Here is a 25,889-nt window from a genome sequence, read left to right as displayed (position 1 = left end):
CCTATCCCCCTCTTAGGGCGGGGGGCGTGCTTCCCCCCCGGCACCCCCCGCCCCCTGCCTGCCCGCTCAGCCTGCTGCGGACGCCCGGCCGAAGAGGCGCCCGGCCGAAGAGGCGCCCGGCGAGGTCGATACCTCGCGCGTGCGCGGACCATCGAACCATGTGCGGCCCGCCCTGGACGATCATTTCCTCGCCCCATGGCCAAGCAGTCCGCAAGCCCAACATCCCTGTCGCGCAAGGATGGTTCGGGATCCTGGCCGGAGCCCGTGGCATCGGCGGCCTCCATGCGGGCCACCCTCATCCATAGCATCAGGGCAGCGGCAGCTCCCGCCTCCACGCCCCAGGACAGGGCGGCCGGAACACCGACACCGTCGCCGGCCGACAGCGCTGGTCGAGGCTTCCCCAACCCGGGTGAAACGAACGGGCTGTCCGGACCGGTGTGCCAGGCACCGTCCAGGCAGTCGACATAGTGACGGGGTCTGCGCGCCGGACTCGTAGGAGGAAACGCATGCTCGGCACCCACTTCCGCACCGGGTCGCCCATCTGGATCGACCTCGGCAGCCCCGACACGGACGTGGCCGCGGCCTTCTACGGGGCCGTGTTCGGTTGGCAGTTCGTGTCGGCCGGGCCGCTCGCGGGCGGGTACGGGTTCCTCCAGAAGGACGGGAAGACCGTCGCCGCCCTCGGACCGATGACCGAGCCAGGCGCCAAGCCGACCTGGATGACGTACTTCCAGAGTGATGACATCCAGGCGACCGCCCGCGACGTGGCCAGCGGCGGAGGCACCGTGCGCGTCGCGCCCATGAGCGTGGGGGACGGGTCGATCGCCCAGTTCACCGACCCGCAAGGCGCGCAGTTCGCCGTACTGCAGCCCGGAAGCGGTCTGGAGAGGACGTCCGCGGCCGATTCGCTGGTGTGGGTCGAGCTGCACGTCGGCGATCCGGAGGCGGCAATCCGTTTCTACAGCGGCCTGTTCGGCTGGCGCTCCGCGGAAATGCAGGTGCCCGGCATGACGTACTGGGTGCTCAGCATCGCGGACGGCGACCAGCAGGAGGGGTCCTTCGGCGGCGTGGCTCCACTCCCGGGCGGCCAGGAGAATCCCGGCTGGCTGCCGTACTTCGCCGTGGCCGACGCGGATGCCACCGCCACGGCGGTGCAGCAGAACGGCGGCACGGTCCTCATGCCGCCCTCGGACGTACCCGACGTCGGCCGGATCGCCTGGCTGGCGGATCCGGGCCAGGCGGTGTTCGCCGTACTGAAGCCGAACCCGCGCCAGGGCGGCTGACCTTGGGCCGGTAGCAGCGCGGGCGCGGCTCGGCCCCTCCCGGGCCAGCCCCGGTGGGTACGTCAACGCGGCGCCGGTTCCGGCCATGCGCGGGGGTACGGCACCCTGAGCGACTCCGGAGCGACCGGGACGTGGGAGGCGGCGGCGTGGAGGCGTCCGCCGCGCAGGACGACGGCGCCGCTGCGGAGCATCGTGTCGATCAGCTCGGCGGCGAGCGTCTCGGGCGTGCGGTCCAGAAGGCGTGCCGCGTCCGTCAGCCACGCTCGCGCGTGGAGGTACGGCTCGACCTCGTCGGTCGGAATCCCGCTACGGATCATCAGGGCGTAGGCGAAGATGCGGCGGGCGCCGTACCAGACGGCGCCGTCCGGGTCGTCGACCAGGCGCTGGGCGCGGCGCAGCGCCGTGGCGAAGGCCGCGCCGGGGTCCGCGGGGATCGGTCCGTGCGAGGGGAGGATCACGCGTGGGGCGAGGTCGGCCAGCCGTTGCACGGAGGCGAGTGCCGTCGTGGCCGCGCCGGGTCCGTCGAGGGCGAGGTTCACCCAGCCGACGTCGTAGTCCGACAGCGCGTCCCCGACCACGAGAAGCCGCTCGTCCGGCTGCCACAGCCCCAGGTGGCCGGGCGTGTGTCCGGGCGTGCGGACGACCTCCCAGTCGGCGTCCCCGAGCGTCAGGATCCGTCCGTCGTCGAGCGGTATGTCGACCGTGTACGGACCGACAGGCTGGTCCAGGTACTCGGCCGCGCAGCAGCCCGGGTCCCTGCGGGTGATGGCCTCGGCTTCCGGGGTGCCTGCGGCGACGGCGGCACCCTGTGCCTGAAGCAGGGCGTTGCCGCCGACATGGTCGGAGTGCCAGTGGGTGTTCACGACCAGATCGACGGATCCGGCGTGTGCGTGTGCCCAGGCGGCGGTCTGTTCGGCGTGGCCGACGAACCCGCTGTCCACCAGGGCCGGTCGGCGTCCGTTCAGCAGGAGCAGGTTGGCGTCGGGGAACGGCCGTTGCCGCCAGGTCACCCAGGACGGCAACGCCGGCTGCGGACTCACTGCTCGGGCCCGTTCAGGCTGATCAGCGTCTGCTGACCGTGGGCGACGAGTTTCCGCCGGTCGTCCTGGACGGCGAACACCTCCAACTGGCACACGGTCAGGGTGCGTCCGTACTTCAGGACGGTGCCGACGGCTTCGAGGTGGTCGCCGACGGCGGGCGCCAGGAGGTTGATCTTGTACTCGACGGTGAGCACATCGGTGTTCTCGGGGAACAGGGTGAAGCCGGCGTATCCTCCGGCGCTGTCCGCGATGGCGCTGGTGGCACCGGCGTGGAAGAAGCCGTTCTGCTGGGTCACTTCGGGCCGGCTCGGAAGCACGATGTGCACGCGGCCCGGGGCGATACGGGTGATCCGGGCACCCAGGTGGCTCATCAACCCCTGCCGGTCGAAGCTCTCCTGGACGCGCTTGCGCACCGCCGGGCTCGCCTGTTCCCGCTGCGTCTCGTCGTCCACCTGTTCCACGCGTTCCACATGCTCTCCTTCAGCGAGTAGGTAGCCGAAAGGCGACGATAGGACCTGGGCGACGACGACCCAGCGACCGCGGACCGGGCGTCACTGAAGGGTTCCGTTCCGCGTGATCCACCGGACAGGCGACAGGACCTAATCCGCACGGCCGGTGACGGCGACGGTCACTCCGAGTCCGAGTCCAGTCTGACCGCCCAACGCGTTTCGTCGTAGCCACGGGCAGCGTCCAGACCGAACTCCGCCTCCCCCACCACCTCGGCACCCGAGTCGTCGTACAGGACCACGGCCAAAGGCGGGTTGAGGAGAAGCTTCTGGCGGCTGATCTCGGCAAGGCTTCTGTCCCCGCAGAGGAGGACACGACCGAGTTCGTCCCGCAGGGCGAAGTCGGCCCAGATACGGGGCGGGGAGACATCGACGACGTACGAGATGATCGACCCGCCCTCGCCGTCCCGGTGAAGGCGCCCGCAGTTGCCGCAGACGTACAGCGCCGAGAACGACTCTTCCACGGCGCGCTGCCGCTCCTGGGTACCGAGGTCGGCAGGAGCAGGCCAGGCGATCTGCTCGAAGAGCTCGTCAGGAACGAGCCGGAACTGCTGGCCCGGGTTGTGGGAACCGCTGAAGAGTTTGCCGCACCCGCACTTGAAGCCCCCCATGTTCCTCCCCTCATCCTTCCCATGGCCGGTTCGGCAGCAGCTACTCGATCTGCGCCTAGTCTTCCGGTTTCCCCGACGCCCCGAGCGTGCCCGTCAGGAATTCGCGCTGATCAGGTCCAGCAGGCCGGGGAAGCGCTTGTCGAGGTCCGCTCGGCGCAGGGTGGCCGCCCTGCTGTTGCCGCGGTCCACCTGTCGTACCAGGCCCGCCTCGCGCAGGATCTTGAAGTGGTGGGTCGTCGTCGATTTCGAGACGGGGAGGTTGAAGGAGGCGCAGGTGCGCGCGGCGTCTTCCGGTTCCCGAAGCAGGGCGGCCACGACCCCGTAGCGCAGGGGGTCGGAGAGCGCGCTCAGTACGGTCCGCAGGTCCAGTTCCTCGAGCGAGGGATGACCGTCCTCGTCGGGCATCGTGAGCCTCCTTCCTGAGGTACGGGTTGCATCATACCTTCTCCTGTGCGAGCTTAAGGTTCGATCAAATCCGTACCTGGCCGCGCAGTAGGCCGGGCCGAGCCTGGAGTTGCTCCCTCATGAGTACGCAGACCACGTCGTCCGCCGCACCGCCGGTGCAGGCGGACGGACAGCCGGGCCGCACACCGACCTTGGCCGCCGTGCTCCTCGCGGTGTTCGTCGTCCCGATGTCGATCTCCGGCACGGCCGTCGCGCTGCCCGGCATCGGGGCCGACACCCACGCCGGTCTCGCACCCCTGCAGTGGGTGGTGAACGCCTTCAACGTCGCCTTCGCCTGCTGCACGCTCCTGTGGGGTTCCGTCGCCGACATCGTCGGCCGGGTCAGGGCCTTCGCGGCCGGTGCCGCCGTCTACGCCGTGGCCTCGCTGGCCAGCGCGTTCGCCACGGACGTGCTCTGGCTGGACGCCGCCCGCGCGCTCGCGGGCGCCGGCGGCGCGGCGATCTTCTCCTGCGGCGCGGCGATTCTGTCGACCGTGTTCGACGGCCCGGCGCGCGCCCGGGCGTTCGCCCTCTTCGGCACCGTCGCGGGCGTCGGTGTGGCGTTCGGTCCCTCGCTGGCCGGCGCGCTCACGCAGGGCCTCGGCTGGCGCTGGGTGTTCGCGGGACATGCCGTCGCCCTGCTCCTCGTGCTGGTCGCGGTGCCCGCCATCGCCAAGGCCATGCCGGCCGACGGTGGCAGCGGCGCGCGCGTCGACGTGCGGGGCGGTGCGCTGTTCGTCGTCGCCATGGTGCTGCTGACCACCGCCATCGTGCAGGGCTCGCAGTGGGGTTGGGGCAGCGCGGGCGTGCTCGGGCTGTTCGCGGGTGCGGTGATCTTCCTCGCGGTCTTCGCGGCGGTCGAGAACCGCACGGAGCACCCCATGCTCGACCTGAGCGTGCTGCGCAACCGGCGCTTCGTCGGCCTCTGCCTGGTGCCGGTCGCCGCATCCTTCGGGTTCGTCACCATGCTCACCTACCTGCCGAGCTATCTGACCGCGGTCACCGGTCGCGCCGGCGGCGCCGCCGGTCTGACCATGCTGCTGCTCACCGCGCCCGTGCTGATCTGCCCGATGCTCGCCGCGAAGCTGGTCACCCGCGGGATCTCCGCGCTCACCCTCATCTACGTCAGCCTCGTCTGCCTGGTCGTCGGCGACCTGGCGCTCACGCTCTTCGCGCCGGACGTGAAGATCCTCGTCGTCGCCCTGCCGATGTTCGTCACCGGCGCCGGCATGGGCCTGTCCGCCGGACTCGTCGACAGCCAGGCGCTGGCGTTGGTCGATCCGGCCAAGGCCGGCATGGCGGCGGGCTTCCTCAACACGCTGCGGCTCGGCAGCGAGGCCGTCGCCGTGGCGGTGTACGGGTCGGCGCTCGCGACCGTGCTCGGCACTCGCGTCAAGGACGGAATCGGCGACTACGCCGGCGCCTCGCACGCGGACCGGGTCGCCGACCAGGCGGCGGGCGGCGACCTCGCCCGGGCCACCGAAGTGTCCGGCGCGGCGGACGCGAAGGCCTTCACCCACTTCCTCGCCCAGTCCTACGACTCCGCGTTCCACACGATCCTGTGGGGACTCGCCGCGGTCTGCCTCGTACTGTGCGCCGTGGTCGCCGCCCTGCTGCGCGGCGGCTCCGACGAGAGCACCGCGTGACCCTCGCGCAGGACGTCGACGGTCAGCGGTCCGGAACCATGCCGGCCGCCGCTTTCGACGAATCGCGGTGACGACCAGCGCCGGGCGCGCCTTCCACGACCTTGAGGTCACCCCAGGTCGAACGCGTCAGTCGCGGCCGCGCCAGCGGAGGACTTCGAGCGCGGCCGCCACGTCGAGGGGGTGGGCGGAAAGCGGGAGCGGCAGCAGTTGGTCGGCGCGGGCGAGGCGACGGAGCAGGGTGTTGCGGTGGGTGAAGAGACGGGTGGCGGCCCGGGAGGCGTTGCACTGTTCGGCGACGAAGACGCGTACCGCCTCGATGATGTCGGCCGGTGCCGTCGCCAGGTCACCGAGGGTGCGTATGACGAAGCGGTCGGCGCGTTCGGGGTCCTGGGTGAGGAGCGTGACGAGTTCGACCTCGTCGTACGAGGCCAGGCGCTGCGTGGACGAGAGCCGGGCCAGCATCTGCTGGGTGGTGAGCGCGTCGAGGTGGCTGCGGCGGAAGCCGTCTACGCCGGGCGCGGCCGAGCCGAGCGCGATGCGTACGGTCGACAACCGGCCCAGGGCTGCCTGCAGTTGGTCCGCGTGGGGGTGGCCGTGAACCCATACCCACCGCGTCGCGGCACTGGCGAGGACGCTCAACGGCACTGCCTGGCCTGCCGCGGTGGCGAGGGCGTCCGCGGCACGGTCGAGTTGATGGAGGTCGGCGTCGGGATCGTCGGTCCACACGACGGCCGCGGTGTGCGTCGGGTCGAGTGCGTAGCCCAGTCGCGTCTGGGCGTGCTGCCGGGTGATCGGCGCGCCGTCCAGCAGCAGGGTCACGATCTCCCGGCGCTCGGCGTGGGTACCGCGGGTGAGCTCGCCGCGCTCGACGTGCATCCGCGCGGCGAGGGCGGCGACCGTGTCGTCGACGAAGGCGGAGATGGAGCGCAGCGACACGTCGAGCAGTTCGCTCAGTTCCTCGGTGTCGTCGGTGAGCGAGCAGGCGATCTGCGTCCACACGCGCACGGCGACACCCTGGCCGACCCGGTAGGTGTCGAGGGCGGACTCGTCGAGGCCGCGCCGCACGAGGTCCCGGGCGATGGCCAGGGGTGCGTCGCCCTCGTTCGCGGGCACCGGCTCGCCGGGGGCGCGGACGTTGGAGGCGGCCCAGAACAGCAGGTTGGACCGGTTGGTCCGGCGCGTCCCGGCGGCGAGCACCGGGTCGGCGGCGACCGGTTGCTGCGCCTGGCCGGACAGGGTGGCCGCGTCGAGTTCGTCGAGCCACTCAGGCCTCGGGTTGAGCGCGATCTCGGCGCCCTGGCGGATGAGGTCCCGTACCCGAGGTGACGGCGGTTTCCACAGCGGCATGCGCCGACTCTAACGGTGCACAGTGCACCGTAGGAGCGTCGATCTGGTGCACATCGTGCCTGGCCGCGCTGTTGCCCACGCCTCACCATGGTCGAGCCGCACGTCATCGTCTGGAGTCGCCGCCATGTCTGCTGCCTCAGCTTCGCCCGCCTCGGCCTCGCCCGCCGCCACACAAGTCGAACACCTCGACGTCCTGATCATCGGCGCCGGGATATCCGGTATCGGGGCCGCTCGCTATCTGAAGACCGAACTGCCGTCGAAGAGCTTCGCGATCCTGGAGGCACGGGCCGCCTCCGGCGGGACCTGGGACCTGTTCCGCTACCCGGGCATCCGGTCCGACTCGGACCTGCACACCTTCGGTTACGAGTTCAAGCCGTGGCGGGACGAGGAGTCCATCGCCTCCGCACCGCGCATCCTGACGTACCTGCGCGAGACCGCGACCGAGAACGGCCTGGACAGCCACACCCGTTACCACCACAAGGTGCTCTCCGTGTCCTGGTCGACCGAGCAGGCCCGGTGGACGGTGCTCGTCGAGCGCGCCGACACCGGCGAGCGGACGACGCTGACGTGCGCCTGGCTGTTCTGCGCCGGTGGCTACTACCGCTACGACCAGGGCTTCACCCCGCACTTCGAGGGCCGCGAGCGCTTCCGCGGCACGATCGTGCATCCGCAGCACTGGCCCGAGGACCTGGACTACGCCGGCAAGCGGGTGCTGGTGATCGGCAGCGGCGCCACCGCCGTCACGCTGCTGCCCGCGATGGCCGAGACCGCCGCGCACGTGACGATGCTCCAGCGGACCCCGTCGTACATCCTGCCGGTGCCGAGGAAGGACGTCATCGCCAACACCTTGAGGAAGTACCTCGGGCCGGAGCGGGGCTACGCGCTGACCCGGCGCAAGAACATCGCCCAGCAGCGCCTCGTCTGGGCCCTCTGCCAGCGGTACCCGAAGGCCGCACGCCGACTGATCCGGTGGGTCAACTCCCACCAGCTGCCCGACGGTTATCCGGTCGACGAGCACTTCAACCCGCCGTACGACCCCTGGGACCAGCGCCTGTGCGCGGTGCCCGACGGGGATCTGTTCAAGTCCATCCGCGCCGGGAAGGCCTCGGTCGTCACCGACCGGATCACCACGTTCACCGAGAACGGCGTACGACTCGAATCCGGCCGCGAACTCGAGGCCGACATCGTCGTCACCGCGACCGGCCTCAACGTGCAGGCGTTCGGCGGCATCCAGGTCACCGTCGACGGCGAGGAGGTCCGGCTGTCCGACACCGTCGCCTACAAGGGCATGATGCTCTCCGGCGTACCGAACCTGGCCTTCTCGATCGGCTACACCAACAGCTCCTGGACGCTGAAGGTCGGCCTGCTGTGCGAGCACTTCTGCCGACTGCTGGCCCACATGGACACCTACGGCCAGGACATCTGCCGCCCCGAGGTGGCCGATCCGTCGATGCCGACCCGGCCGTTCCTCGACTTCGCCGCCGGCTACATCCAGCGCGTGGTCGACCAACTGCCGCGCCAGGGCGACCGGATGCCCTGGCTGACCTCGATGGACTACCACTCGGACGTCAAGCTGCTCCGCGCCGACAGCGTCGTCGACCCGGAGCTGCACTTCACCCGGGTCGAGACCTCCCCGGCCACGGCGGCGGAGACGGCGGTCGCCCGGTGAGTGCCGAGTAGGAAGACGGGTTCGTCGGAACTGCGGGACGGCTCACTGCCCGTATCGGCTAGCCGACGTCGACACCGTGAGCGCGAGCGAGTCCGTCGAGACCGTCGGCCCAGCCCTGACCGACGGCGCGCAGCTTCCAGACGGGTTCGCCGCCCGCGGTGTGCCGGTACAACTCGGCGACGACCATGGATCGGAGCCGATGGTCGGCGGGCGGCTGGAAGGTCCAGGTCGTGCCGCTCGCGCAGTCGATGCGCAGGTCGGCGTGGGTGAGGGCGCCGCAGGTGAGACCGGCGTCGACGTCCATGTTGACGGCGATCGCGACGCGCTGGACATACGGCGGGAGGGCGGCCGGATGGAGGGCGGCGCGTTCGACGGTATATGCCCCTTCGATCCCCTTGCCCAGCAGGCGGGCCGCGCCCGCCGCGGCGGAGGGCTGGTTGTAGAAGACGAAGTCCTCGTCGCGGGTGACCCGGCCGTCGGCGTCCGTCAGGAACAGCGTGAGGTCGGCGTCGGCACCGCTGAAGGCGAAGGCGATGAGCATGCCCTGCCGGGCTTCTTCGGGGAGGACCAGGTTCTGTCCGGGCGCGAGGACGATCGCGGGCCTGGTCCCTCGACCGCGCCCGGCCACGGAGGGAAGCAGGGGCCGGCTGACGAGCCAACGAGCTGACGGGCGGATCAAGCTCGGGCCAAGGGGCATTCGCCTACGTTCTGAGATTCTACTTAGCGTTCGTTAGAATGCGGTCGACAACCTGTCGACAGCGGTGGCGAGGAGTGGGCGAGTGGCGGCGAAAGTGCCCGGTGAGGCCAAGCAGAACGCGACGTCCGACCCCGAGGTGCGCATCGACGACTGGCGCGCGTTCGCACCGCTGGAGCTGCACCCGATCCTGGCGGCCGCCGTGGAGGAGTTCCGTGAGCACGGCTACCACGGGACGTCGGTGCGGGACGTCGCGCGCCGGGCCGGGGTCAGCCTGCCGATGATCTACTACCGCTTCGACAACAAGCAGGGTCTGCTCGTGGCGCTGCTCGAAGGCGCGATGAGCGAGGTGCTGCGGCGGGCGCGGCTGGCCGACGCGGAGGCCGAGGGCCGGGTGCTGGATCGGTTCGCCCATGTCGTCGAGTGCATCGTGCTGCACATGACGCACCGGGAGGCGACGGCCGGACTCGACGCCGAACTGCGTTATCTGGAGCCCGCCAATCGCAAGAAGTACGCGGCTCTGCGCAAGGAGTTGGAGGAGCTGCTCCTGGAGATCGTCGAAGAGGGCGTGGCCCAGGGTCTGTTCGAGGTGGACAGCGCTCCCGACACCACGCGTGCGCTGCTGGGCATGTGTCAGGCGGTGAGCGGCTGGTACCGCACCGACGGATCGCTGCCGCCCGCGGAGATCGCCGATCGCTATGTGGCGATCTCGCTGCGCACCGTCGGGGCACGAGTACGACCCGCTCCGCACGGCCGGGCGAAGTGAGCCTTCAAGGCACCACCGATACGCCACCGGTCAACCTTCCTGCGTCGTGGCCCGGTTCATTCCGGCCAGGTGCACAGGGGTGCGATGACGTTTCAGTGGGGCGGGTCACGGTGGATCCGGGCTATGAAGACCTCTGGGCCGGTGGGGCCTGCTGCAGGCTCTCCACCGCGCGCTCCACTTCTGCGATGCGGTCGGCGAGCTCGCCTGCCTCCGGTCCCGGCCTGTTCCGCAGGAGCAGCTCGATCTGGGCGAGCCGCTCGGTGATCTCCCCGAGCCGCTCCGCGTCTCCCGCCGCCGCGTGCATCGCCAACTGGCGCTTCTTGCGGTGCAGATCGAGGAAGACGTTGACTTTGGTGCGCAGCACCCATGGGTCGATGGGTTTGGTGATGAAGTCGGCCGCGCCGACGGCGTATCCGCGGTAGGCGTAGCCCGCGCCCGCCTCGCTCCCGGTCACGAGAATGATGGGCACGTCCTTGGTCTGGTCGAGACGTTTGATGTTGGCCGCGGTCTCGAAGCCGTCCATGCCGGGCATCCGGACGTCGAGGAGGACGACCGCGAACTCCTGGCGCAGCATCGCCTTCAGTGCTTCCTCGCCCGAACGTGCGCGGACCAGGTGCTGGTGGAGGGGGCCGAGTACAGCCTCGAACGCGATGAGGTTCTCCTCCATGTCGTCGACGATCAGGATGTTGCACCGGTCGGCAGGGCCGCGCTTCATGGCGTGTCCCCTGGCGGTTCGTCGGCATCGCCGTCCGCACCCGGCCATTCATCGGCGGTGTCCGGGTCCTGGGCGGGTGCCGGGGAGCCGCCCTGCGGGTCGAGCAGGTCGCAGATGACCGACAGCAGGCGGTCGACGTTCACCGGCTTGGGCACGTAGTCCGAGGCGCCACTGTCGATGGCCTTCTCCCGGTCGCCGGGCATGGCCTTGGCCGTGAGCGCGATGATCGGCAGGTGGGCGAGACGAGGGGTGCTCCGGATGGTGCGGATGGCCTCGTACCCATCCATCCCGGGCATCATGATGTCCATCAGGACCAGGGACACGTCAGGGGATCGCTGCAGGACCTCGAGGCCCTCCCGGCCGTTCTCGGCATACTTCACGGTGATGCCGACGCGGCCCAGCACGTGGGTGAGGGCGAAGACGTTGCGGATGTCGTCGTCAATGATGAGGATGCGACGGTCTGCCAGGACGCGGCCGGCGCGACCGGTGAGCCATTCCTTGAGCCGTGTCGTCTCCGGCCAGGTGTCCTCGCGGCCATCGGCTGTCCGCGTGGTTCCGGTGGCCATCAGGTCGTCCGGGCTCGGCTGGTCCGGAACCAGGGTGTCGGGACCCAGGGGCACCACACCGTCGAACGCACGCTCGGGCGACGCGTCCTCTACGACAGTCGCCGGCGCCGGGGTCTCCTCCACGGGCAGCGCGGGCGGCACGGGCGCGGTCAGGTCCGCCGGACCCTGCGGAGTGGGGGCGCTGGGGTAGTGCGAGGGGATGTAGAGGGTGAACCGGGAGCCCACATCCGGCTCGCTCTCGGCGACGATCTTGCCGCCGAGCATCCCGGCGATCTCCCGGCTGATGGACAGGCCGAGGCCGGTGCCGCCGTACTTGCGGTTGGTGGTGCCCTCGGACTGCTGGAACGCCTCGAAGACCATCGGAAGCTTCTCGGGGGCGATACCGATCCCGGTGTCCTTGACGGAGAATGCGATGACGGCTTCGGCGTTCTTGAGCGTCTCCTCCTCGAACTGCTCCCCCGGCACCCGGTCGACCCGCAGCTCCACGCTGCCGGAGTGGGTGAACTTCACTGCGTTGGACAGCAGGTTGCGCAGCACCTGCTGGAGGCGCTGCTCGTCGGAGTACAGCTCGGTCGGTATGTCCTCGCTGACGGCGATCTCGAAGCCCAGGCCGCGGTCGAGGGTGAGCGGCCGGAACGTGGCGTGGACGTAGTCGAGCAGCTTGATCAGCGGCACCACCGTCGGGTGCACGTCCATCCGGCCGGCCTCGATCTTCGACAGGTCGAGGATGTCGCTGATCAGCTGGAGCAGGTCCGAGCCCGAGCGGTGGATGGTGGTCGCGAACTGCACCTCCTGTTCGGACAGGTGTCCGTCGGGGTTGTCGGCGAGCAGCCGGGCCAGGATCAGCAGCGAGTTGAGCGGGGTGCGCAACTCGTGCGACATGTTCGCGAGGAACTCCGACTTGTACTGCGAGGCGGTCGCGAGCAGAGCGGCCTTCTCCTCCAACTCAGCGTTGGAGCGCTGCAGTTCGTCCGACCGCTCGCGCAACTCGGCGGTGAGTCGCTGGGACTGCGACAGCAGCGACTCCGTACGGGAGTTGGCGATGATCGTGTTGATCGAGACACCGATCGTGTTGGCGAACTGGTCGATGAAGGCCAGGTGCACATCACTGAACTTGCTGAGCGAGGCCAGCTCGATCACGCCGAGCACCTGGTCCTCGAAGAGGATCGGCCGGATGACGATGCTGTCCGGGCACGCCGTGCCGAGACCGGAGCTGATGGTGATGTAGTCCGGCGGGACGTCGGTGATGAGGATGCGCTGCTTCTCCTGCGCGGCCTGTGCGATCAGGCCGCGGCCCGGGGTGCCGGTACCGGGGAGCGGACTGCCCCCGCCGGCCTGGTCGGTGCCGTACCCGGTGATGAACTGCAGTCCCTCGCCGGGCGGCGCGCCCGCCTCGGCCAGGAAGAACGCACCGAACTGCGCGTTCACCAGCGGCGTCAGCTCGCGCAGGATCAGGTCGGCGACCTCCACCAGGTCGCGGTGGCCCTGCATGAGGGCGGCCATACGGGTGAGGTTGGACTCCAGCCAGTCCTTGGCCCGGGTGGTCTCGCGGAGGTTGGAGACCATGAGGTTGATGTTGTTCTTCAGTTCGGCGACCTCGCCCTGCGCCTCCACCGTGATGGCGCGGGACATGTCGCCCTGGGTGACCGCGCTGGCCACCTCCGCGATCGCCCGCACCTGGGTGGTGAGGTTCAGGGCGAGCTCGTTGACGTTGGTGGTCAGCCGCTTCCACGTGCCGTAGACGCCCTCGACACGGGCCTGACCGCCCAACTGCCCCTCGCTGCCTACCTCTCGGGCGACGCGGGTGACCTCGGACGAGAAGGAGGAGAGGGTGTCGACCATGGTGTTGATGGTCGTCTTCAGCTCCAGGATCTCACCGCGCGCGTCCACATCGATCTTCTTCGACAGGTCGCCCTGGGCGACGGCCGTGGCCACCTGGGCGATGTTGCGGACCTGCGAAGTGAGGTTGTCCGCCATGAAGTTGACATTGTCCGTGAGGTCCTTCCACACCCCGGACACCCCGCGGACCTGCGCCCGACCGCCCAGTCGTCCCTCCGTACCGACCTCGCGGGACACCCTGGTGACCTCGTCGGCGAACGCGCGCAGCTGCTCGACCATCGTGTTCACGGTCTCCTTCAGCTGCAGGATCTCGCCCCGCGCATCGACCGTGATCTTCTTCGACAGGTCGCCGTTGGCGACGGACGTGGTCACCTGGGCGATGTTGCGGACCTGCGAGGTCAGGTTCGACGCCATGAAGTTGACATTGTCGGTCAGCTCCTTCCAGACGCCCGAGACCCCGCGGACCTGCGCCTGCCCGCCCAGGTTGCCCTCGGTGCCGACCTCGCGGGCGACGCGCGTGACCTCGTCCGCGAACGCCGACAGCTGGTCGACCATGGTGTTGATCGTCGACTTCAGCTCCAGGATCTCGCCCTTCGCCACCACCGTGATCTTCTTGCCGAGGTCGCCCTGGGCCACGGCCGTGGCCACCAGCGCGATGTTGCGGACCTGCGAAGTGAGGTTGTCCGCCATGAAGTTGACGCTCTCCGTGAGGTCCTTCCACACCCCGGAGACGCCGCGCACCTGGGCCCGGCCGCCCAGCCGTCCCTCCGTACCGACCTCACGGGCGACGCGCGTGACCTCGTCCGCGAACGCCGACAGCTGGTCGACCATCGTGTTCACGGTCTCCTTCAGCTGCAGGATCTCGCCCCGCGCGTCCACCGTGATCTTCTGGCTCAGATCGCCGTTGGCGACCGCCGTGGTCACCTGGGCGATGTTGCGGACCTGCGAGGTCAGGTTCGACGCCATGAAGTTGACGTTGTCGGTGAGGTCCTTCCACACGCCCGAGACGCCCGGCACCTGGGCCCGGCCGCCCAGCTGCCCTTCCGTGCCGACCTCACGGGACACCCTGGTGACCTCGTCCGCGAACGCGCGCAGCTGGTCGACCATCGTGTTCACGGTCAGCTTCAGCTCCAGCAGCTCGCCGGTCGCCTCGACCGTGACCTGGCGGGTCAGGTCGCCGCGCGCGACCGCCGTGGTCACCACCGCGATGTCGCGCACCTGCGCGGTCAGCCGCGACGCCATCGCATTGACGGCCTCGGTCACGTGGCGCCAGTCTCCGGTCAGCCCCTGTACGGTCGCCCGGCCGCCGAGACGGCCCTCGGTGCCGACCTCCCGGGCGACCCGGGTCAGCTCGCCGGTGAACAGCGACAGCTGCTCCACCGTACGGTTCACGCCGCGCCCCAGGCGCCGCAGATCGCCGCGGAGCTGGCGCTTGCCGTCGTGCAACTCGACGCGCTCTGTCAGGTCACCGTCCGCGACGGCGTTCAGGACACGCGTGGCGTTCACGACCGGGACGACCAAGGCTTCCAGCAGTGTGTTGGCCGCGTCCACGCTCGTGGTCCAGGCCCCCTGCCCGGGACTCGCCGCGAGCCGCTCGTCCAGCCTCCCGTGGCGCACCACCTCGCGGCGCACCCGCTCGAGCTCCGAGGCCAGATGCGCGTTCCGCATGACGATCTGGTTGAACATGCCCGCCATCTCGGCGAGCACGCCTTCGGGCAGACTCTCTATACGTACGGTGAAGTCACCGTCACAGAACGAATTCATGGCCGCGAGCAGCGGACGCAGTTCGGCCACGCGCAGCCACTCGCCGCCCGAGGTGGGACCTGGACGGCCCGCGGCTTCGGGGCCGGCTTCAGCGGGCCCCCGCTCCCGGAGCTCGGGCTCACGGGCAGCGAGGTCAGGTTGGGTGGCTGATTCCATGGACCCGTTTCCCTGCAGACGCGGAATACGCCTTCTTCCCGTTTAGGCTACATTCATCCCATATGCGTCGAAAGCGAGCCAATCGGGAGTGACCAGTGGGCTCGTCCTTTGATCCACGGGAATCCGTGTCGCGGATGCGCGTGCCCGCCAACGAGCTCGCGGCCTCGGCGGCACGCAAGTTCCTGCGCGCCGTGCTCGCCGAGCGGACCGCCCTGCGGTTCCCCGGGACCCAGACGTTCGACGACCGTCACATCGACGACGCGGTACTCCTCGTCAGCGAGCTGGTCAACAGCGCCGCCCCGCACGCCGGGTTCGAGGTCGAAGTGGCCTGCCACCTCGAGACCCACGGCGGCTCCCGGCCCGATTCCGCGCCCGGCGGGGCCGAGTGCACGGGCATCCTGGTCGAAGTGGTGGACCGCGCCCCCTACGGCGCCGGCCACGGCGACACGGGCGAACAGACCGACATACACGGCTACGGCCGGCAGGAGATGAGTGCGCTCGCCGACTCGTGGGGCGTGACCCACCGGCCCACCGAGAACACGGTCTGGTTCCGGCTGGAGTGCGTGACGCAGGCCCCGCCCGAGACCACGGAGCACGACCTCACCGACTCCGTGACCGGAGCACTCCCCGATCTCGTGTTCGCCCCCGAACCCGCCCAGGCCGTCCTACCGCGCGACAGTCTGGGCCGCAGCGCCGAGTGGGCCGAACGCGAAGGACAGTCGTTCCTCGCCGAGGCCGGCGAACTCCTGGCGGGACAACTGGACGAGGACATGGTCGCGGCGCTCGCCGGACAGCTCGTGGTCCCCCGGCTCGCCGACTGGTGCGGTGTCTGGCTGACCACAGACATCGGCGACATGCGGCTCTCCCACGTCTGGCACATGGACGAGCAGCGGATCCGCGACCTCCGGCTCGCGCTGGAGAACGACCACCCGCCCACCAGGCTGAGCACGACGGGTCTTCCATGGCCCTGGCCGCACGGCGCCGGCTCCAAGGACACGGGCGGCTCGGCGCTGGCGCTCCCGCTCGTCGCGGGCGGCCGGTACCACGGCACGCTCCTGATCGGACAGGGCGGACTGCCCCAGATGACCGACGCCGTCGTACGACTCGCGGAGGACGTGGCCCGTCGGGTGGCCCAGGCGGTGGTCACGGCCCGCCACTACACGCGGCAGGCCGCCATCAGCCGCACGCTCCAGCGCCGACAGCTCCCCCTGGCCCTCGCCACCATTCCGGGCGTCGACACGGCGGTCGTCTACGAGCCCTACGGTGAGGGCCAGACCGTCGGCGGGGACTTCTACGACCTGTTCCCCATAGGCGACCGCCGCTGGTGCTTCCTGCTCGGCGACGTGTGCGGCCACGACCTGGAGGCGATGTCCGTCACCGGCCTGGCCCGGCACCTCGTACGGCTGCTGGCGCGTGAGGGCCACGGCGTCGAGTCCCTCCTCAACCGGCTGAACCGCGCGATGGCGGAGGAGGGCGCCGAGGCCACGGCCTTCCGCGGCGAGCAGGAGGGTTCTCGCTTCCTGAGCCTGCTGTACGGGGAGTTGGAGCCCGACCTGGTCTCCGGCGGCGCACGGTGCACGATAGCCACCGCCGGGCATCCGCCACCGCTGCGGCTGTCGACGGACGGCTCGGTGACACCGGCCGCGGAGCCGCAGATGCTGCTCGGGATCGACGAACACGCGGAGTTCCACGCCGATTGCTTCACCTTCGCACCGGGCGAGACCCTGCTGTGCGTGACCGACGGGGTGAGCGAACGGCGCAGAGGAGCACGGCAGTTGGACGACGACGACGGCCTGGCTGAGTTGCTGCGGGGCTGCGTCGGACTCGGCGCCATAGCCGTGGCGGAACGGGTCCGGCGTGCCGCCCACGACTTCAGCCCCGAACCGATCCAAGACGACCTCGCCGTGCTGGTCCTGGAGGCGGTGCCGGTGCCCGGAGGCACGACGAACACCACCACGGTGCCGACGGCCCTCCCGGACGGCCGCGCCACATGACGACGCCGAGGTACGGCGGACGACCTCCGCCTCGCCGCGTCTCCAGCGCTCGCCGGCCCTGTACGCCCCCGGGAACGATCGGTGATGTCCCTCACGCTTCCGGTTCCTCGACGGCGGCCGGCACGGCGGTACCCGCGTGCGGCACGGGACAGGTCCCCGGCGCGAATGTGCCGAGTTCCGCGAGGCGGTAACCGCCCTTGTAGCCACGTACGTTGGGCGACTGGCGGGCGAAGAACGCCTTGCGGCGCGGTGGCAGCAGGCGCACCGCCCGTCCGCGCAGGCGCAGGGCGCCGCGCGCCGCCGACCGCAGCAGCCGGTTCGGGGGCCGGTAGCCGAAGGCCTTCAGCAACGCGTCGTCCATCAGACAGACGGACACGGCCCGCATGACCTTCCCGAGCGGGCCCGGATACCAGGAGGCGATCAGGTCCAGCGTGGCGTCGGAGACCGCCACCCCGCCCTCGTCGTAGGCGAAGTGCTCGCGCTCGTAGTCGTCGAGGAGCCGCTCGAACTCCTCGTAGGTCTCCGGGATGTCCTGGATGTTCATGTGTTTGCCGAGCGCCCGGTAGTAGTTGGTGAGGGCGCGTACCTCGTGCTGGCTGTGCGGGCGCCAACCGTAGGCGTCCATCCAGCGCTTGGGGACGACGACGAACGTGGCGAGCACGTAGCGGAAGTCGTCGTTGGAGATGTCGTAGCGGCGGTGCATCTGGTTCATGCGGCGCACCGCCTCCCGCCCCTGCTGCGAGGCGAAGCCGTGTTCGCCGACGGCGTCGAGGAGGAGGACCGTGTCGTCGTACCGCTTCTGCGAGTGCTCGGTCAGCTCCGCGGTCTCGGCGAGGAGCCGGCCGACACTGGGCACGGCGTAGGTGCGGTAGAGGGCGAAGCCCAGGGCCTGGATGGTGTCCCAGGGGAACTCGTGGTAGACGGAGATGCTCTGGATCTCCTCGAAGTCCCGCTCGGGGTCGAGGCGTTCGATGTGCCTGAGCCAGTGGTCGCGCTTCATCGTCCTGCCTTTCCGCTGGTCGCCAGGGACCGGCCGCTGATCTCCTTCATGATCTCGGTGGTCCCGCTGTAGATGGTCTGGATGCGGGCGTCGAGGTAGGCGCGCCCGATGGGGTACTCGGCCATGTAGCCGTAGTCTCCGTGCAGTTGGAGGCAGCGGTCGACGGTCTTCGTCTGGAGTTCGGTGGCCCACCACTTCGCCTTGGCCGCGTCGACGGCGGTCAGCGTCCCGTCCTTGAGCGCCTCGATGGCGCGGTCGACGTAGACGCGGGTGACGTCGGCCTGGGTGGTCAACTCGGCGAGCAGGAACCGGCTGTGCTGGAAGTCGGCGACCGGCTTGCCGAAGGCGGCGCGTCCGGTGCAGTACTCCAGGGTCTGCTCCAGCGCCGTCTCGGTGACGCACTGGGCCCACACCGCGATCGACATGCGCTCGCGAGGCAGCCGCTCCATCAGGTGCACGAAGCCCCGCCCTTCGGTGCCGAGCAGGTTGGCCGCCGGGACTCGGACGGAGTCGAAGAACAACTCGGCCGTGTCCTGGGCGTGCAGGCCGATCTTGTCGAGCAGCACGTCCGCATGGCCCGCAAGTCGCCTGACGAGAGCGGCACCTTCGGGGTGCTTGAGGTCGAGGGCGATCGAACGCCGGCCCCGGGCCAGGGGGTCGGTGGAGTGATTCGTCTCAGGGTCGACGTCCGAGGCGCGGTCGAAGCGCAGCACCTCCGCGCCCAGGTCGGCGAGCAGGGTGCAGGCGAAGGGGGCGGGGGCCATGCTGGCGATCTCCATCACGCGCAGGCCGGCCAGCGGGCCGCCCGCGGCCTGTGGTGGGGTGTGACTCACGCGTCCGCCCCGCCGCCCTCGACGCGCATCTCGCCGTTCTGGTACATCCGCCGGACGGCACGCTTGTCGTACTTGCCGACGCTCGTCTTGGGCACGGCGTCCAGGAAGGTCCAGCGCTCCGGTATCCACCAGCGCGCGACCCGTCCCTCCAGGAACTCCCGCAGTTCGGCGGGGGTGACGGAGGCGCCCTCGGCCAGGGCGACGCAGGCCAGCGGGCGTTCGTCCCACGTGGGGTCGGGGACGCCGACGACGGTGGCCTCGACCACGTCCGGGTGCTCGGCGATGGCGTTCTCCAGCTCGACCGTGGAGATCCACTCGCCGCCGCTCTTGATGCCGTCCTTGAGCCGGTCGCGTACGACGATCCAGCCGCCGGGCTCGATCGTCCCGAGGTCACCGGTGCGCAGCCAGCCGTCGTCGAACTTGTCGGCGGTGTTCTCGGTGTGCAGGTAGGAACCGGTCACCCAGGGCCCGCGCAGCTGGAGTTCGCCGACCGACGTCCCGTCCCAGGGCTGCTCGGTGCCGTCCATGCCGATGAGGCGGACGTCGACCAGCGGCATCACCCGGCCGCTCTTGACCAGCCAGTCGACGTCCTCGTCCTCGGCGGTGTCGCGCGGCGGCGCCGACCAACTGGCGAGCGGGCTGGTCTCGGTCATGCCCCAGCCTTGCACCAGTTGGACGCCGTACCGCTCCTTGAACCCGGCGATCAGGGCGCGCGAGGGGCTGGAGCCGCCGCAGCCGGCGAGCCGGACGGAGGAAAGGTCGAGGGGGTGCTCCTCGCCGTGGCGCAGGAGGCCGTTCCAGAGGGTGGGGACGGCGGCGACGGCCGTGGGCCGTTCCTCGTTGATGATGCGGGCCAGGTCGGGGATGTGCAGGTGGCGGCCGTTCATGAGGAGGTCGGCACCGGCCAGCCAGGCGGCGTACGGCCAGCCCCAGGCGTTGGCGTGGAACATCGGCACGATCGGCAGCACCCGGTCGCGGTCGCCCATCGCCGCACCGCTGCCGGTGGAGACGCCGAGCGTGTGCAGCACGATCGAACGGTGGCTGTAGGCAACGCCCTTGGGGGCGCCAGTGGTGCCGGTGGTATAGCACAGAGCGGCGGCGGAGCGTTCGTCGACCGTGGGCCACGCGAAACCGGGCCGCTCGGCGGCGAGCAGGTCGTCCCAGCGGTGGACGGCGATGTGCCCGGGCAGCTCCGGGACTTCCCCGTCGGTCGCCTTGCCGGCCTCCCCGCCACCGATGACCACGACGTGGCGCACGGTGCCGAGCCGCTCCCGGACCATGCCGAGCAGGCCCAGCAGGGTGGAGTCCACCAGCAGGACGCGGTCCTCGGCGTGCTCGATGACGTAGCCGAGCTGATCGGGGTGGAGGCGCAGGTTCAGGGTGTGCAGTACGGCGCCCATGGAGGGGACCGCGAGATAGGCGGCCAGGTGCTCGGGGGTGTTCCAGGCCAGGGTGGCGACTCGGTCGCCGCGCTCGACACCGAGCCGGGTGAGGGCGGCGGCCAGCAGCTCGGCCCGTTCGGCGGTCTCGGCGAAGGTCCAGTGCCCTGAGCCGTCCTGGGGGCAGCGCACCACGCGGCTGTTCGCGTGCACCAGCTGTCCGTGCCGCAGCAGGTCACTGACCTGGAGTTCGCGGTCCATCATCGTGCTCTTCATCGGTCGGCTCCTCGATGGGTGCGCAGCGCGCGGCGGGCGATGGACCAGCGGTGGCTCTCGGACGGGCCGTCGTAGATCCGGAAGGGCCGCTTCGGGCTCAAGGGTGAAATCGATCGCCATGCGGTCCTCGCGGCTCTGGAAGTGGCGACTACTTAACGCTCGTTAGAAACTAGGAGCGGGATCATTGGAGGTCAATACTCCAGGCCCCAGATTTCTTACCGCTCGGCATACCCAACACCCCTGGAATGACGCACGCATGGCGCCCGAGACGCGAGAAGGGTGGCAATCTCGCCACGCTCAACCGCTTGACGCGCCCGCCGCGCCACCCTAGCTTCCCTAACGTTCGTTAAATACGGCTGTGCGCAGCAAGCCAAGGAGGCGAGCACATGCAGGACGGAGCACCGCCTGCGACGCTGGAGCGGCGCGGCGCCACCGCTCTGGTCACCCTCACCGGCCCGGTGCCCTGAACGCGGTGAACGCGGAGGTCTCCGCCGCCGTCGGCGCGGCCCTGGAGGAGTTCGACGCCGACCCGGCTCTGCGGGTCGCGGTGGTGACCGGTGCCGGGCGCGCCTTCTGCGCCGGCATGGACCGCCATCGACGCGTACGAGGTCAACGAGGCCTTCGCCCCCGTGCCGCTGCTGTGGCAGCGGGAGTTCGACGCCGACCCCGAGCGTCTGAACCCGCGCGGCGGCGCCATCGCCCTGGGGCACCCTCTTGGTGCCTCCGGCACGCGGCTGCTGGCCACCCTCGTCAACCACGTCGCCCTAGCCACCGACTCCGAGTTCGGCCTCGGCGGCACCGTCTGGCCCGCCGACCAGGAGCGCGGCACCGCCCTCGCCCGCCGCGTCCGCACCGGCACCATCGGCGTCAACGGCTACGCGCTCGACATCAACTCCCCCTTCGGCGGCCGACGCGCCAGCGGCCTGGGCCGCGAACTCGGCCCCGAGGGCCTGAGCGCGTACCTGGAGTGGAAGTCGGTCTACCTGCCGTCCTGACCGGCGACGGTTCGGCCGAGGAAGCTCAACCGCACCTGACGGTCGGGGTTATCCCTGCGCCGATTCGGATCTCGCCTGAAGATGCCGCCCATGACCACAGCACCGGCCTGGTTCATGGGGCGCATCTGCTTCCGGTACACCTCCTCCGTCACGGCCGTCCCGGCATGGCCGACGAGCCGGGAAATCTCCTCCAGCGGGATGCCTCGGTCGGAGAGGGGAGGCAGTCGCCAGCCTCAGGCCGCGGCGCGCTCGGCGAGTGGGCGGCGCCGCAAGGCGGTGTCGGTCAGTGATCGCGGGAGGAGGGAGGCGCTGGGGGTTGAGAGTCTCCGTGAGCATCGTGATCGTGTGGCCCGTGAGGCTGCCGTGCTCCATGCCGTCGCATCCTGCTGGGGGCCAACGGCATCATGGCCGACACGGTCGCTGTCATGGTCGCTAAGGCGTGTATCGGAACCGCTGTTCGCGGAGCTCATCGGCGGCGGGTTTCAAGGTGCGGTGTCCGGCGATGGCCACGGCGTAGCCTGCGGCGGCGCAGAGCGCGGTGACGGCAAGGGCCTGCCGGACACCCGCGTGCTGGACCAAGTGGCCGGCGAGCGCGGAGCCCAGCGCGACTCCTGCCGCATTGGCGCTGACGAGCCAGGTGTACGCCTCGGTCAGTGCGTCGCGCGGCGCGAGGTCGTCGAGCAGGAGATACGCCGAGATCAGCCGGGGCGCATACACGATGCCTGCGAACGACAGCAGTACACCGAGCTGCAGGACTGTCCTGGCCAAGGCGAGGGGAGCCACCGTTGCGGCGAAGGCGCCCGTGAGCCGTACGTAGCGCCGGTCGACGCCGGATGTCCAGGTGCGTGCGCCGTAACTCAGACCGCCGATCATGCTGCCGCCTGCCATGACGGCCAGAAGCGATCCGGCATTGGCGTTCTGCGCGCCGCCGGCAAAGGCGGGCACCTCGATGTAGAGCATCCCGATCACGGTCGCGGCGGCCGCGAGCGTCAGCACCAGGATGCGCATGCCCGGCGTGCTCAACGCACCCAGCAAGCTGCGGCTGCGCGTGGGCCGCCCTACTGCTGAGCGCGACGCCGCAGCAGTGGCGAAGACGGCCGTGCCCAGCAGCGCCGCGGCTTCGGCGAAGACCAGCACCATCACCGGTGACGCGAAGGCGAGCACCAACGGCACGATCAGAGGGCCGGTCACGGCGATGAGGTCCTCCAGCAGTGCCTGCAGCGCATACGCGGCCGGCAGTTCCTCCCGCGAGCGCACCAGCACCGGCCATATCTGCCGCATCGAGCCGCCGAGCGTCGAGTTCGTCGCGCCCACAGCGGCGGCCAACGGGATCAGGCCCCACACGCTGTGTCCGGCCGACGCGGCAATGAGGAAGCCGGCCATCGCCACCGTCTGAACAAGGACAAGGGGCACCAAGGTACGGGACTGTCCCCAGCGGTCGACCAGGCGCCCGCGGAACGGAGCGCTGCATGTGGTTCCCAGCATGAGTGCGGCCAACGCCGCACCGGACACGGAATAGGAACCCGACGAGCGGTGCAGCACAAGCACGATACCCAGGGGAAACATGCCGTTGGGCAGACGGCCGACGAACATCGCCACCACCAGGCGTGGTGCCTGCGGTGCCCGAAGAACGCGTAGGTAGTTGCGGAAGCGGCTCGAACCAACTGGCGCCACGAGACTCTCCTCAGATCACTCAGCACGAAGTGACCTCAGGGCTTTTGTCCCGTCAGTTGCGGCGCTGGACTTTACCGGCGCTGGCATCGCTCGGTCACGGACCTCCCACCACTTGCCGTACGTCATGACATCGACGCACCCGCGGGAGCGGAACCCTAGATGCAACCGCGCCGACCGTACCGGAGCGGGGGCGCTGCGTGCCAGGCCATGCCGGTGCCGCCCAGGGCCTGGGCGCCGTCTGGTGCCTCGTCACGCCCTGCTGGGAAATGCTGTTCACCCGGGTCGTCGGCCGCGATGGCGGAATCTGGCGTCCAGACGGGGGCACAGTCCTCAACCTGGCGGGCATGTGGAGCGCACTGGACCTCCTGTCGGTGCCGACCACGATGGAGATCCCGTGGGTCGCCATGGGGGTGGCCACGGGCGCCTGTGCGGTGCTCGCGGTCGTCTTCTCCGTCGCCCCGGCTGCACTCGCCCTGCGCCACCGAGCCCTGGACTCCGATCAGTGACCCATCACAGTCAGCCGAACTGTGCTACGGTTTCCGAGTTGCAGTTGTGGTACCCATGAACCTATGTGCGCCTGACAGGAATGTTTCTCCTTCGGGCGCATTATTTGTTTTTCCGGCATCTCCGGATGGGGCCTCTGCCTACAGAAGGAGAATGTCATGGCACAGGGAACCGTGAAGTGGTTCAACGCCGAAAAGGGTTTCGGCTTCATTCAGCAGGACGGCGGCGGCCCGGACGTGTTCGCCCACTACTCGAACATCGCCACCCAGGGCTTCCGTGAGCTCCAGGAGGGCCAGCGCGTCTCCTTCGACGTCACGCAGGGCCAGAAGGGCCCGCAGGCGGAGAACATCATCCCCGCCTGATCTCCGGCGGCGTATCCGCTCACCGGGGTCCGCACCGTCATGGTGTGGACCCCGGTTTGCGCTGTTTCCAGGAAGGCACCAACCGCATGTCCCGCAGGCCCCAGAAGTCGAACCGGCGCGCCTCGTCACCCTCACCGTCCGCGTCGTCGCCAAGGGAATTCCGGCTGCCGGAAAACACGACGCCCGCACTTCCCGCCGTCGAGGACTTCGCCGGTATGGACATGCCCGCAGGGCTGCTGAAGACCCTCGCCGCACAGGGCGTGACCACCCCCTTCCCCATCCAGGCCGCCACGCTGCCCAACTCGCTCGCCGGCCGTGACCTGCTGGGACGGGGACGCACCGGCTCCGGCAAGACCCTCGCTTTCGGGCTGGCGCTTCTGGCCCGTACCGCAGGACTGCGGGCCGCACCCAAGGCGCCCCTCGCCCTCGTGCTGGTGCCCACCCGTGAACTCGCCCAGCAGGTGACGGACGCGCTGGCCCCCTACGCCACAGCGGTGAACCTCCGGCTGGCCACCGTGGTCGGCGGGCTGTCCATCACCAAGCAGGCCGCCGTGCTGCAGCGCGGCGCCGAGGTGCTCGTGGCGAGTCCCGGCAGGCTCAACGACCTTGTGGAGCGCGGGGACTGCGTGCTCGACAGCGTGCGCATCACGGTGCTGGACGAAGCCGACCAGATGACCGACATGGGCTTCCTTCCGCAGGTCACCAAGCTGATCCAGCAGGTACGGCCCGACGGGCAGCGCATGCTCTTCTCGGCCACCCTGGACGCCAACATCGACCGCCTGGTGCGGCGGTTCCTGACCGACCCCGTCGTGCACTCCGTGGACCCGTCCGCGGGAGCGGTGACCACCATGGAGCACCACGTGCTCCACGTCCCGGACGAAACCGACAAGAAGGCCGTCACCACGCGTATCGCGGCCCGTGACGGCCGGGTCATCCTCTTCCTCGACACGAAGAGGTCCGCCGACCGTCTCGCCAAGCGGCTCCTGGCCGTCGGGGTCCGCGCGGCCGCACTGCACGGAGGCCGCACCCAGCCACAGCGAAACCGCACCCTGGAACAGTTCAAGAACGGCCAGGTCACCGCGCTGGTGGCGACGAACGTCGCGGCCCGGGGTATCCACATCGACGACCTCGACCTCGTCGTCAACGTAGACCCGCCCGGTGACCACAAGGACTACCTGCACCGCGGTGGCCGTACGGCCCGTGCCGGCGGCTCCGGCAGCGTGGTCACCCTGGTCCTGCCCGACCAGAAGCGGGACGTCACCCGGCTCATGTCGGACGCGGGCATCCGTCCCAAGACGGCCCGCATCACGTCCAGCGACGTGGAACTGGCCACGATCACCGGCGCCCGTGAGCCTTCCGGTGTTCCCGTCACCATCGAGGTCCCCCAGCCGGCGACACCGGCCGCGCCTCGCCGAGACGGGAAGACCGGCGCCGAGCCCGGCAGGCGCTCCGGCCGCCGCCGAAGGGGCGGCAGCGCAGCGGCGACAGGTGCTGCCACCGGCGCGGCGGGCCGGAACTCGAACCGCCGGGCCGCCGCCGGGACAGCAGGCGCCGGCGAGGCTCCCGCCAGTGGCGGGCGCAACTCTGCCCGCCGGACGGGGGCAGGCAAAGCCACTGGTGTCGGCTCGGGCGGCCGCAGTTCCGAGCGCCGAGCCGGGGGCAGGGCGGCCACCGGCACTGCCTCCGGCAAGGTTGCCCGCGGATCCGGCCGACGGACGGCGGCCGGCGGTGCTACGGGCGCCGGCGACCGTGACTCCGGCCGAGGAGGCCGCCGCAAGTCTGCGACCTAGCGCCGATCATGCCGCGTTGCTCCTGCCGGTCGTCGA

20 protein-coding genes and 2 pseudogenes are annotated in these 25,889 nt (G+C 70.2%); 10 read left to right on the top strand and 12 right to left on the bottom strand.

Features of this window, described 5'->3' with window-relative positions; translation table 11 throughout:
- Positions 1 to 506: 506 nt before the first annotated feature.
- Positions 507 to 1,283, top strand: a complete 777-nt coding sequence (locus ABZ910_RS27710) for a VOC family protein (RefSeq protein ID WP_361369892.1) — start codon at positions 507 to 509, stop codon at positions 1,281 to 1,283.
- Between the two features lie 62 nt (positions 1,284 to 1,345).
- Here the strand turns inward: ABZ910_RS27710 and ABZ910_RS27705 are convergent, their stop codons facing one another.
- The 4 genes from ABZ910_RS27705 to ABZ910_RS27690 all read right to left on the bottom strand — a co-directional run bounded on the left by ABZ910_RS27705 (position 1,346) and on the right by ABZ910_RS27690 (position 3,845).
- A complete protein-coding gene (locus tag ABZ910_RS27705; protein ID WP_361369890.1) occupies positions 1,346 to 2,323 on the bottom strand; it encodes an MBL fold metallo-hydrolase in 978 nt (325 codons plus the stop codon).
- Positions 2,320 to 2,775, bottom strand: coding sequence for a PaaI family thioesterase (locus ABZ910_RS27700; RefSeq protein WP_361369900.1), 456 nt, complete (start codon positions 2,773 to 2,775; stop codon positions 2,320 to 2,322). The genes ABZ910_RS27705 and ABZ910_RS27700 overlap by 4 nt, the downstream gene beginning before the upstream one ends.
- Before the next feature lie 176 nt (positions 2,776 to 2,951).
- Positions 2,952 to 3,440, bottom strand: coding sequence for a hypothetical protein (locus ABZ910_RS27695; RefSeq protein WP_361369888.1), 489 nt, complete (start codon positions 3,438 to 3,440; stop codon positions 2,952 to 2,954).
- A 93-nt stretch (positions 3,441 to 3,533) separates the two neighbouring features.
- Positions 3,534 to 3,845 carry a helix-turn-helix domain-containing protein gene (locus tag ABZ910_RS27690; RefSeq protein WP_361369887.1) on the bottom strand — a complete coding sequence of 104 codons (312 nt, stop codon included), beginning with the start codon at positions 3,843 to 3,845 and terminating at the stop codon, positions 3,534 to 3,536.
- Positions 3,846 to 3,964: 119 nt separating this feature from the next.
- On the opposite strand from ABZ910_RS27690, the gene ABZ910_RS27685 reads away from it, so the two are divergent.
- A complete protein-coding gene (locus tag ABZ910_RS27685; RefSeq protein WP_361369886.1) occupies positions 3,965 to 5,530 on the top strand; it encodes an MFS transporter in 1,566 nt (521 codons plus the stop codon).
- A 126-nt stretch (positions 5,531 to 5,656) separates the two neighbouring features.
- Here the strand turns inward: ABZ910_RS27685 and ABZ910_RS27680 are convergent, their stop codons facing one another.
- On the bottom strand, positions 5,657 to 6,877 hold the full coding sequence (locus ABZ910_RS27680; protein ID WP_361369884.1) for a PucR family transcriptional regulator: 1,221 nt from the start codon (positions 6,875 to 6,877) through the stop codon (positions 5,657 to 5,659).
- 124 nt (positions 6,878 to 7,001) lie between these two features.
- Here ABZ910_RS27680 and ABZ910_RS27675 point away from each other — a divergent pair, with 124 nt between their 5' ends.
- The gene (locus tag ABZ910_RS27675; protein ID WP_361369882.1) at positions 7,002 to 8,546 is read left to right on the top strand and encodes an NAD(P)/FAD-dependent oxidoreductase; all 1,545 of its coding nucleotides are present in this window, start codon (positions 7,002 to 7,004) and stop codon (positions 8,544 to 8,546) included.
- A 58-nt stretch (positions 8,547 to 8,604) separates the two neighbouring features.
- Here ABZ910_RS27675 and ABZ910_RS27670 read toward each other — a convergent pair whose 3' ends face one another.
- Complete coding sequence (locus ABZ910_RS27670) at positions 8,605 to 9,174, bottom strand: TerD family protein (RefSeq protein ID WP_361369880.1); 570 nt, start codon at positions 9,172 to 9,174, stop codon at positions 8,605 to 8,607.
- 151 nt (positions 9,175 to 9,325) lie between these two features.
- On the opposite strand from ABZ910_RS27670, the gene ABZ910_RS27665 reads away from it, so the two are divergent.
- Positions 9,326 to 10,006, top strand: coding sequence for a TetR/AcrR family transcriptional regulator (locus ABZ910_RS27665; RefSeq protein WP_361369879.1), 681 nt, complete (start codon positions 9,326 to 9,328; stop codon positions 10,004 to 10,006).
- A gap of 121 nt (positions 10,007 to 10,127) precedes the next feature.
- Here ABZ910_RS27665 and ABZ910_RS27660 read toward each other — a convergent pair whose 3' ends face one another.
- A complete protein-coding gene (locus tag ABZ910_RS27660) occupies positions 10,128 to 10,721 on the bottom strand; it encodes a response regulator (protein WP_361369877.1) in 594 nt (197 codons plus the stop codon).
- On the bottom strand, positions 10,718 to 14,890 hold the full coding sequence (locus tag ABZ910_RS27655) for a HAMP domain-containing protein (protein WP_361369898.1): 4,173 nt from the start codon (positions 14,888 to 14,890) through the stop codon (positions 10,718 to 10,720). Before ABZ910_RS27655 ends, ABZ910_RS27660 begins: the two co-directional genes overlap by 4 nt.
- A gap of 290 nt (positions 14,891 to 15,180) precedes the next feature.
- Between ABZ910_RS27655 and ABZ910_RS27650 the strand changes: the two genes are divergently transcribed.
- Positions 15,181 to 17,040 carry a SpoIIE family protein phosphatase gene (locus ABZ910_RS27650; protein ID WP_361369896.1) on the top strand — a complete coding sequence of 620 codons (1,860 nt, stop codon included), beginning with the start codon at positions 15,181 to 15,183 and terminating at the stop codon, positions 17,038 to 17,040.
- Positions 17,041 to 17,131: 91 nt separating this feature from the next.
- On the opposite strand, the gene ABZ910_RS27645 is transcribed toward ABZ910_RS27650, so the two are convergent.
- The 3 genes from ABZ910_RS27645 to ABZ910_RS27635 are packed head-to-tail and all read right to left on the bottom strand — an operon-like array spanning position 17,132 to position 20,528.
- On the bottom strand, positions 17,132 to 18,040 hold the full coding sequence (locus tag ABZ910_RS27645) for an oxygenase MpaB family protein (RefSeq protein ID WP_361369875.1): 909 nt from the start codon (positions 18,038 to 18,040) through the stop codon (positions 17,132 to 17,134).
- On the bottom strand, positions 18,037 to 18,873 hold the full coding sequence (locus tag ABZ910_RS27640) for an acyl-CoA dehydrogenase family protein (protein ID WP_361369873.1): 837 nt from the start codon (positions 18,871 to 18,873) through the stop codon (positions 18,037 to 18,039). The genes ABZ910_RS27645 and ABZ910_RS27640 overlap by 4 nt, the downstream gene beginning before the upstream one ends.
- The gene (locus ABZ910_RS27635; protein WP_361369871.1) at positions 18,870 to 20,528 is read right to left on the bottom strand and encodes a long-chain fatty acid--CoA ligase; all 1,659 of its coding nucleotides are present in this window, start codon (positions 20,526 to 20,528) and stop codon (positions 18,870 to 18,872) included. The genes ABZ910_RS27640 and ABZ910_RS27635 overlap by 4 nt, the downstream gene beginning before the upstream one ends.
- A 358-nt stretch (positions 20,529 to 20,886) precedes the next feature.
- Between ABZ910_RS27635 and ABZ910_RS27630 the strand changes: the two are divergent.
- Positions 20,887 to 21,078 (top strand): annotated as a pseudogene (locus ABZ910_RS27630) (hypothetical protein); the annotation flags it as partial.
- Between the two features lie 43 nt (positions 21,079 to 21,121).
- Positions 21,122 to 21,523: pseudogene (locus tag ABZ910_RS27625) on the top strand (aldehyde dehydrogenase family protein); the annotation flags it as partial.
- A gap of 432 nt (positions 21,524 to 21,955) precedes the next feature.
- Here the strand turns inward: ABZ910_RS27625 and ABZ910_RS27620 are convergent.
- Entirely contained in the window at positions 21,956 to 23,197 is a 1,242-nt protein-coding gene (locus tag ABZ910_RS27620; RefSeq protein WP_361369869.1) for a hypothetical protein, read from the bottom strand.
- 197 nt (positions 23,198 to 23,394) lie between these two features.
- Between ABZ910_RS27620 and ABZ910_RS27615 the strand changes: the two genes are divergently transcribed.
- From ABZ910_RS27615 to ABZ910_RS27605, 3 genes are all read left to right on the top strand, one after another.
- Positions 23,395 to 23,703: a hypothetical protein gene (locus ABZ910_RS27615; protein WP_361369867.1), complete on the top strand. Its 309-nt coding sequence runs from the start codon at positions 23,395 to 23,397 to the stop codon at positions 23,701 to 23,703.
- 156 nt (positions 23,704 to 23,859) lie between these two features.
- Positions 23,860 to 24,063: a cold-shock protein gene (locus tag ABZ910_RS27610; RefSeq protein ID WP_071365560.1), complete on the top strand. Its 204-nt coding sequence runs from the start codon at positions 23,860 to 23,862 to the stop codon at positions 24,061 to 24,063.
- 86 nt (positions 24,064 to 24,149) lie between these two features.
- Complete coding sequence (locus tag ABZ910_RS27605) at positions 24,150 to 25,853, top strand: DEAD/DEAH box helicase (RefSeq protein WP_361369865.1); 1,704 nt, start codon at positions 24,150 to 24,152, stop codon at positions 25,851 to 25,853.
- The last annotated feature ends 36 nt before the right edge of the window (positions 25,854 to 25,889 follow it).

It is taken from the genome of Streptomyces sp. NPDC046805 (assembly GCF_040645355.1).
Taxonomy (GTDB): domain Bacteria; phylum Actinomycetota; class Actinomycetes; order Streptomycetales; family Streptomycetaceae; genus Streptomyces.
The sequence above is the reverse complement of the archived record's forward strand: the minus strand, read 5'-3'. Positions and strand labels throughout refer to the sequence as shown.

Coding starts and splice junctions, on each gene's coding strand:
- ABZ910_RS27710 (WP_361369892.1), top strand. CDS start 507: ATGCTCGGCACCCACTTCCGCACCGGGTCGCCCATCTGGATCGACCTC.
- ABZ910_RS27695 (WP_361369888.1), bottom strand. CDS start 3,440: ATGGGGGGCTTCAAGTGCGGGTGCGGCAAACTCTTCAGCGGTTCCCAC.
- ABZ910_RS27690 (WP_361369887.1), bottom strand. CDS start 3,845: ATGCCCGACGAGGACGGTCATCCCTCGCTCGAGGAACTGGACCTGCGG.
- ABZ910_RS27685 (WP_361369886.1), top strand. CDS start 3,965: ATGAGTACGCAGACCACGTCGTCCGCCGCACCGCCGGTGCAGGCGGAC.
- ABZ910_RS27680 (WP_361369884.1), bottom strand. CDS start 6,877: ATGCCGCTGTGGAAACCGCCGTCACCTCGGGTACGGGACCTCATCCGC.
- ABZ910_RS27675 (WP_361369882.1), top strand. CDS start 7,002: ATGTCTGCTGCCTCAGCTTCGCCCGCCTCGGCCTCGCCCGCCGCCACA.
- ABZ910_RS27660 (WP_361369877.1), bottom strand. CDS start 10,721: ATGAAGCGCGGCCCTGCCGACCGGTGCAACATCCTGATCGTCGACGAC.
- ABZ910_RS27655 (WP_361369898.1), bottom strand. CDS start 14,890: ATGAATTCGTTCTGTGACGGTGACTTCACCGTACGTATAGAGAGTCTG.
- ABZ910_RS27650 (WP_361369896.1), top strand. CDS start 15,181: ATGCGCGTGCCCGCCAACGAGCTCGCGGCCTCGGCGGCACGCAAGTTC.
- ABZ910_RS27645 (WP_361369875.1), bottom strand. CDS start 18,040: ATGAAGCGCGACCACTGGCTCAGGCACATCGAACGCCTCGACCCCGAG.
- ABZ910_RS27635 (WP_361369871.1), bottom strand. CDS start 20,528: ATGAAGAGCACGATGATGGACCGCGAACTCCAGGTCAGTGACCTGCTG.
- ABZ910_RS27610 (WP_071365560.1), top strand. CDS start 23,860: ATGGCACAGGGAACCGTGAAGTGGTTCAACGCCGAAAAGGGTTTCGGC.
- ABZ910_RS27605 (WP_361369865.1), top strand. CDS start 24,150: ATGTCCCGCAGGCCCCAGAAGTCGAACCGGCGCGCCTCGTCACCCTCA.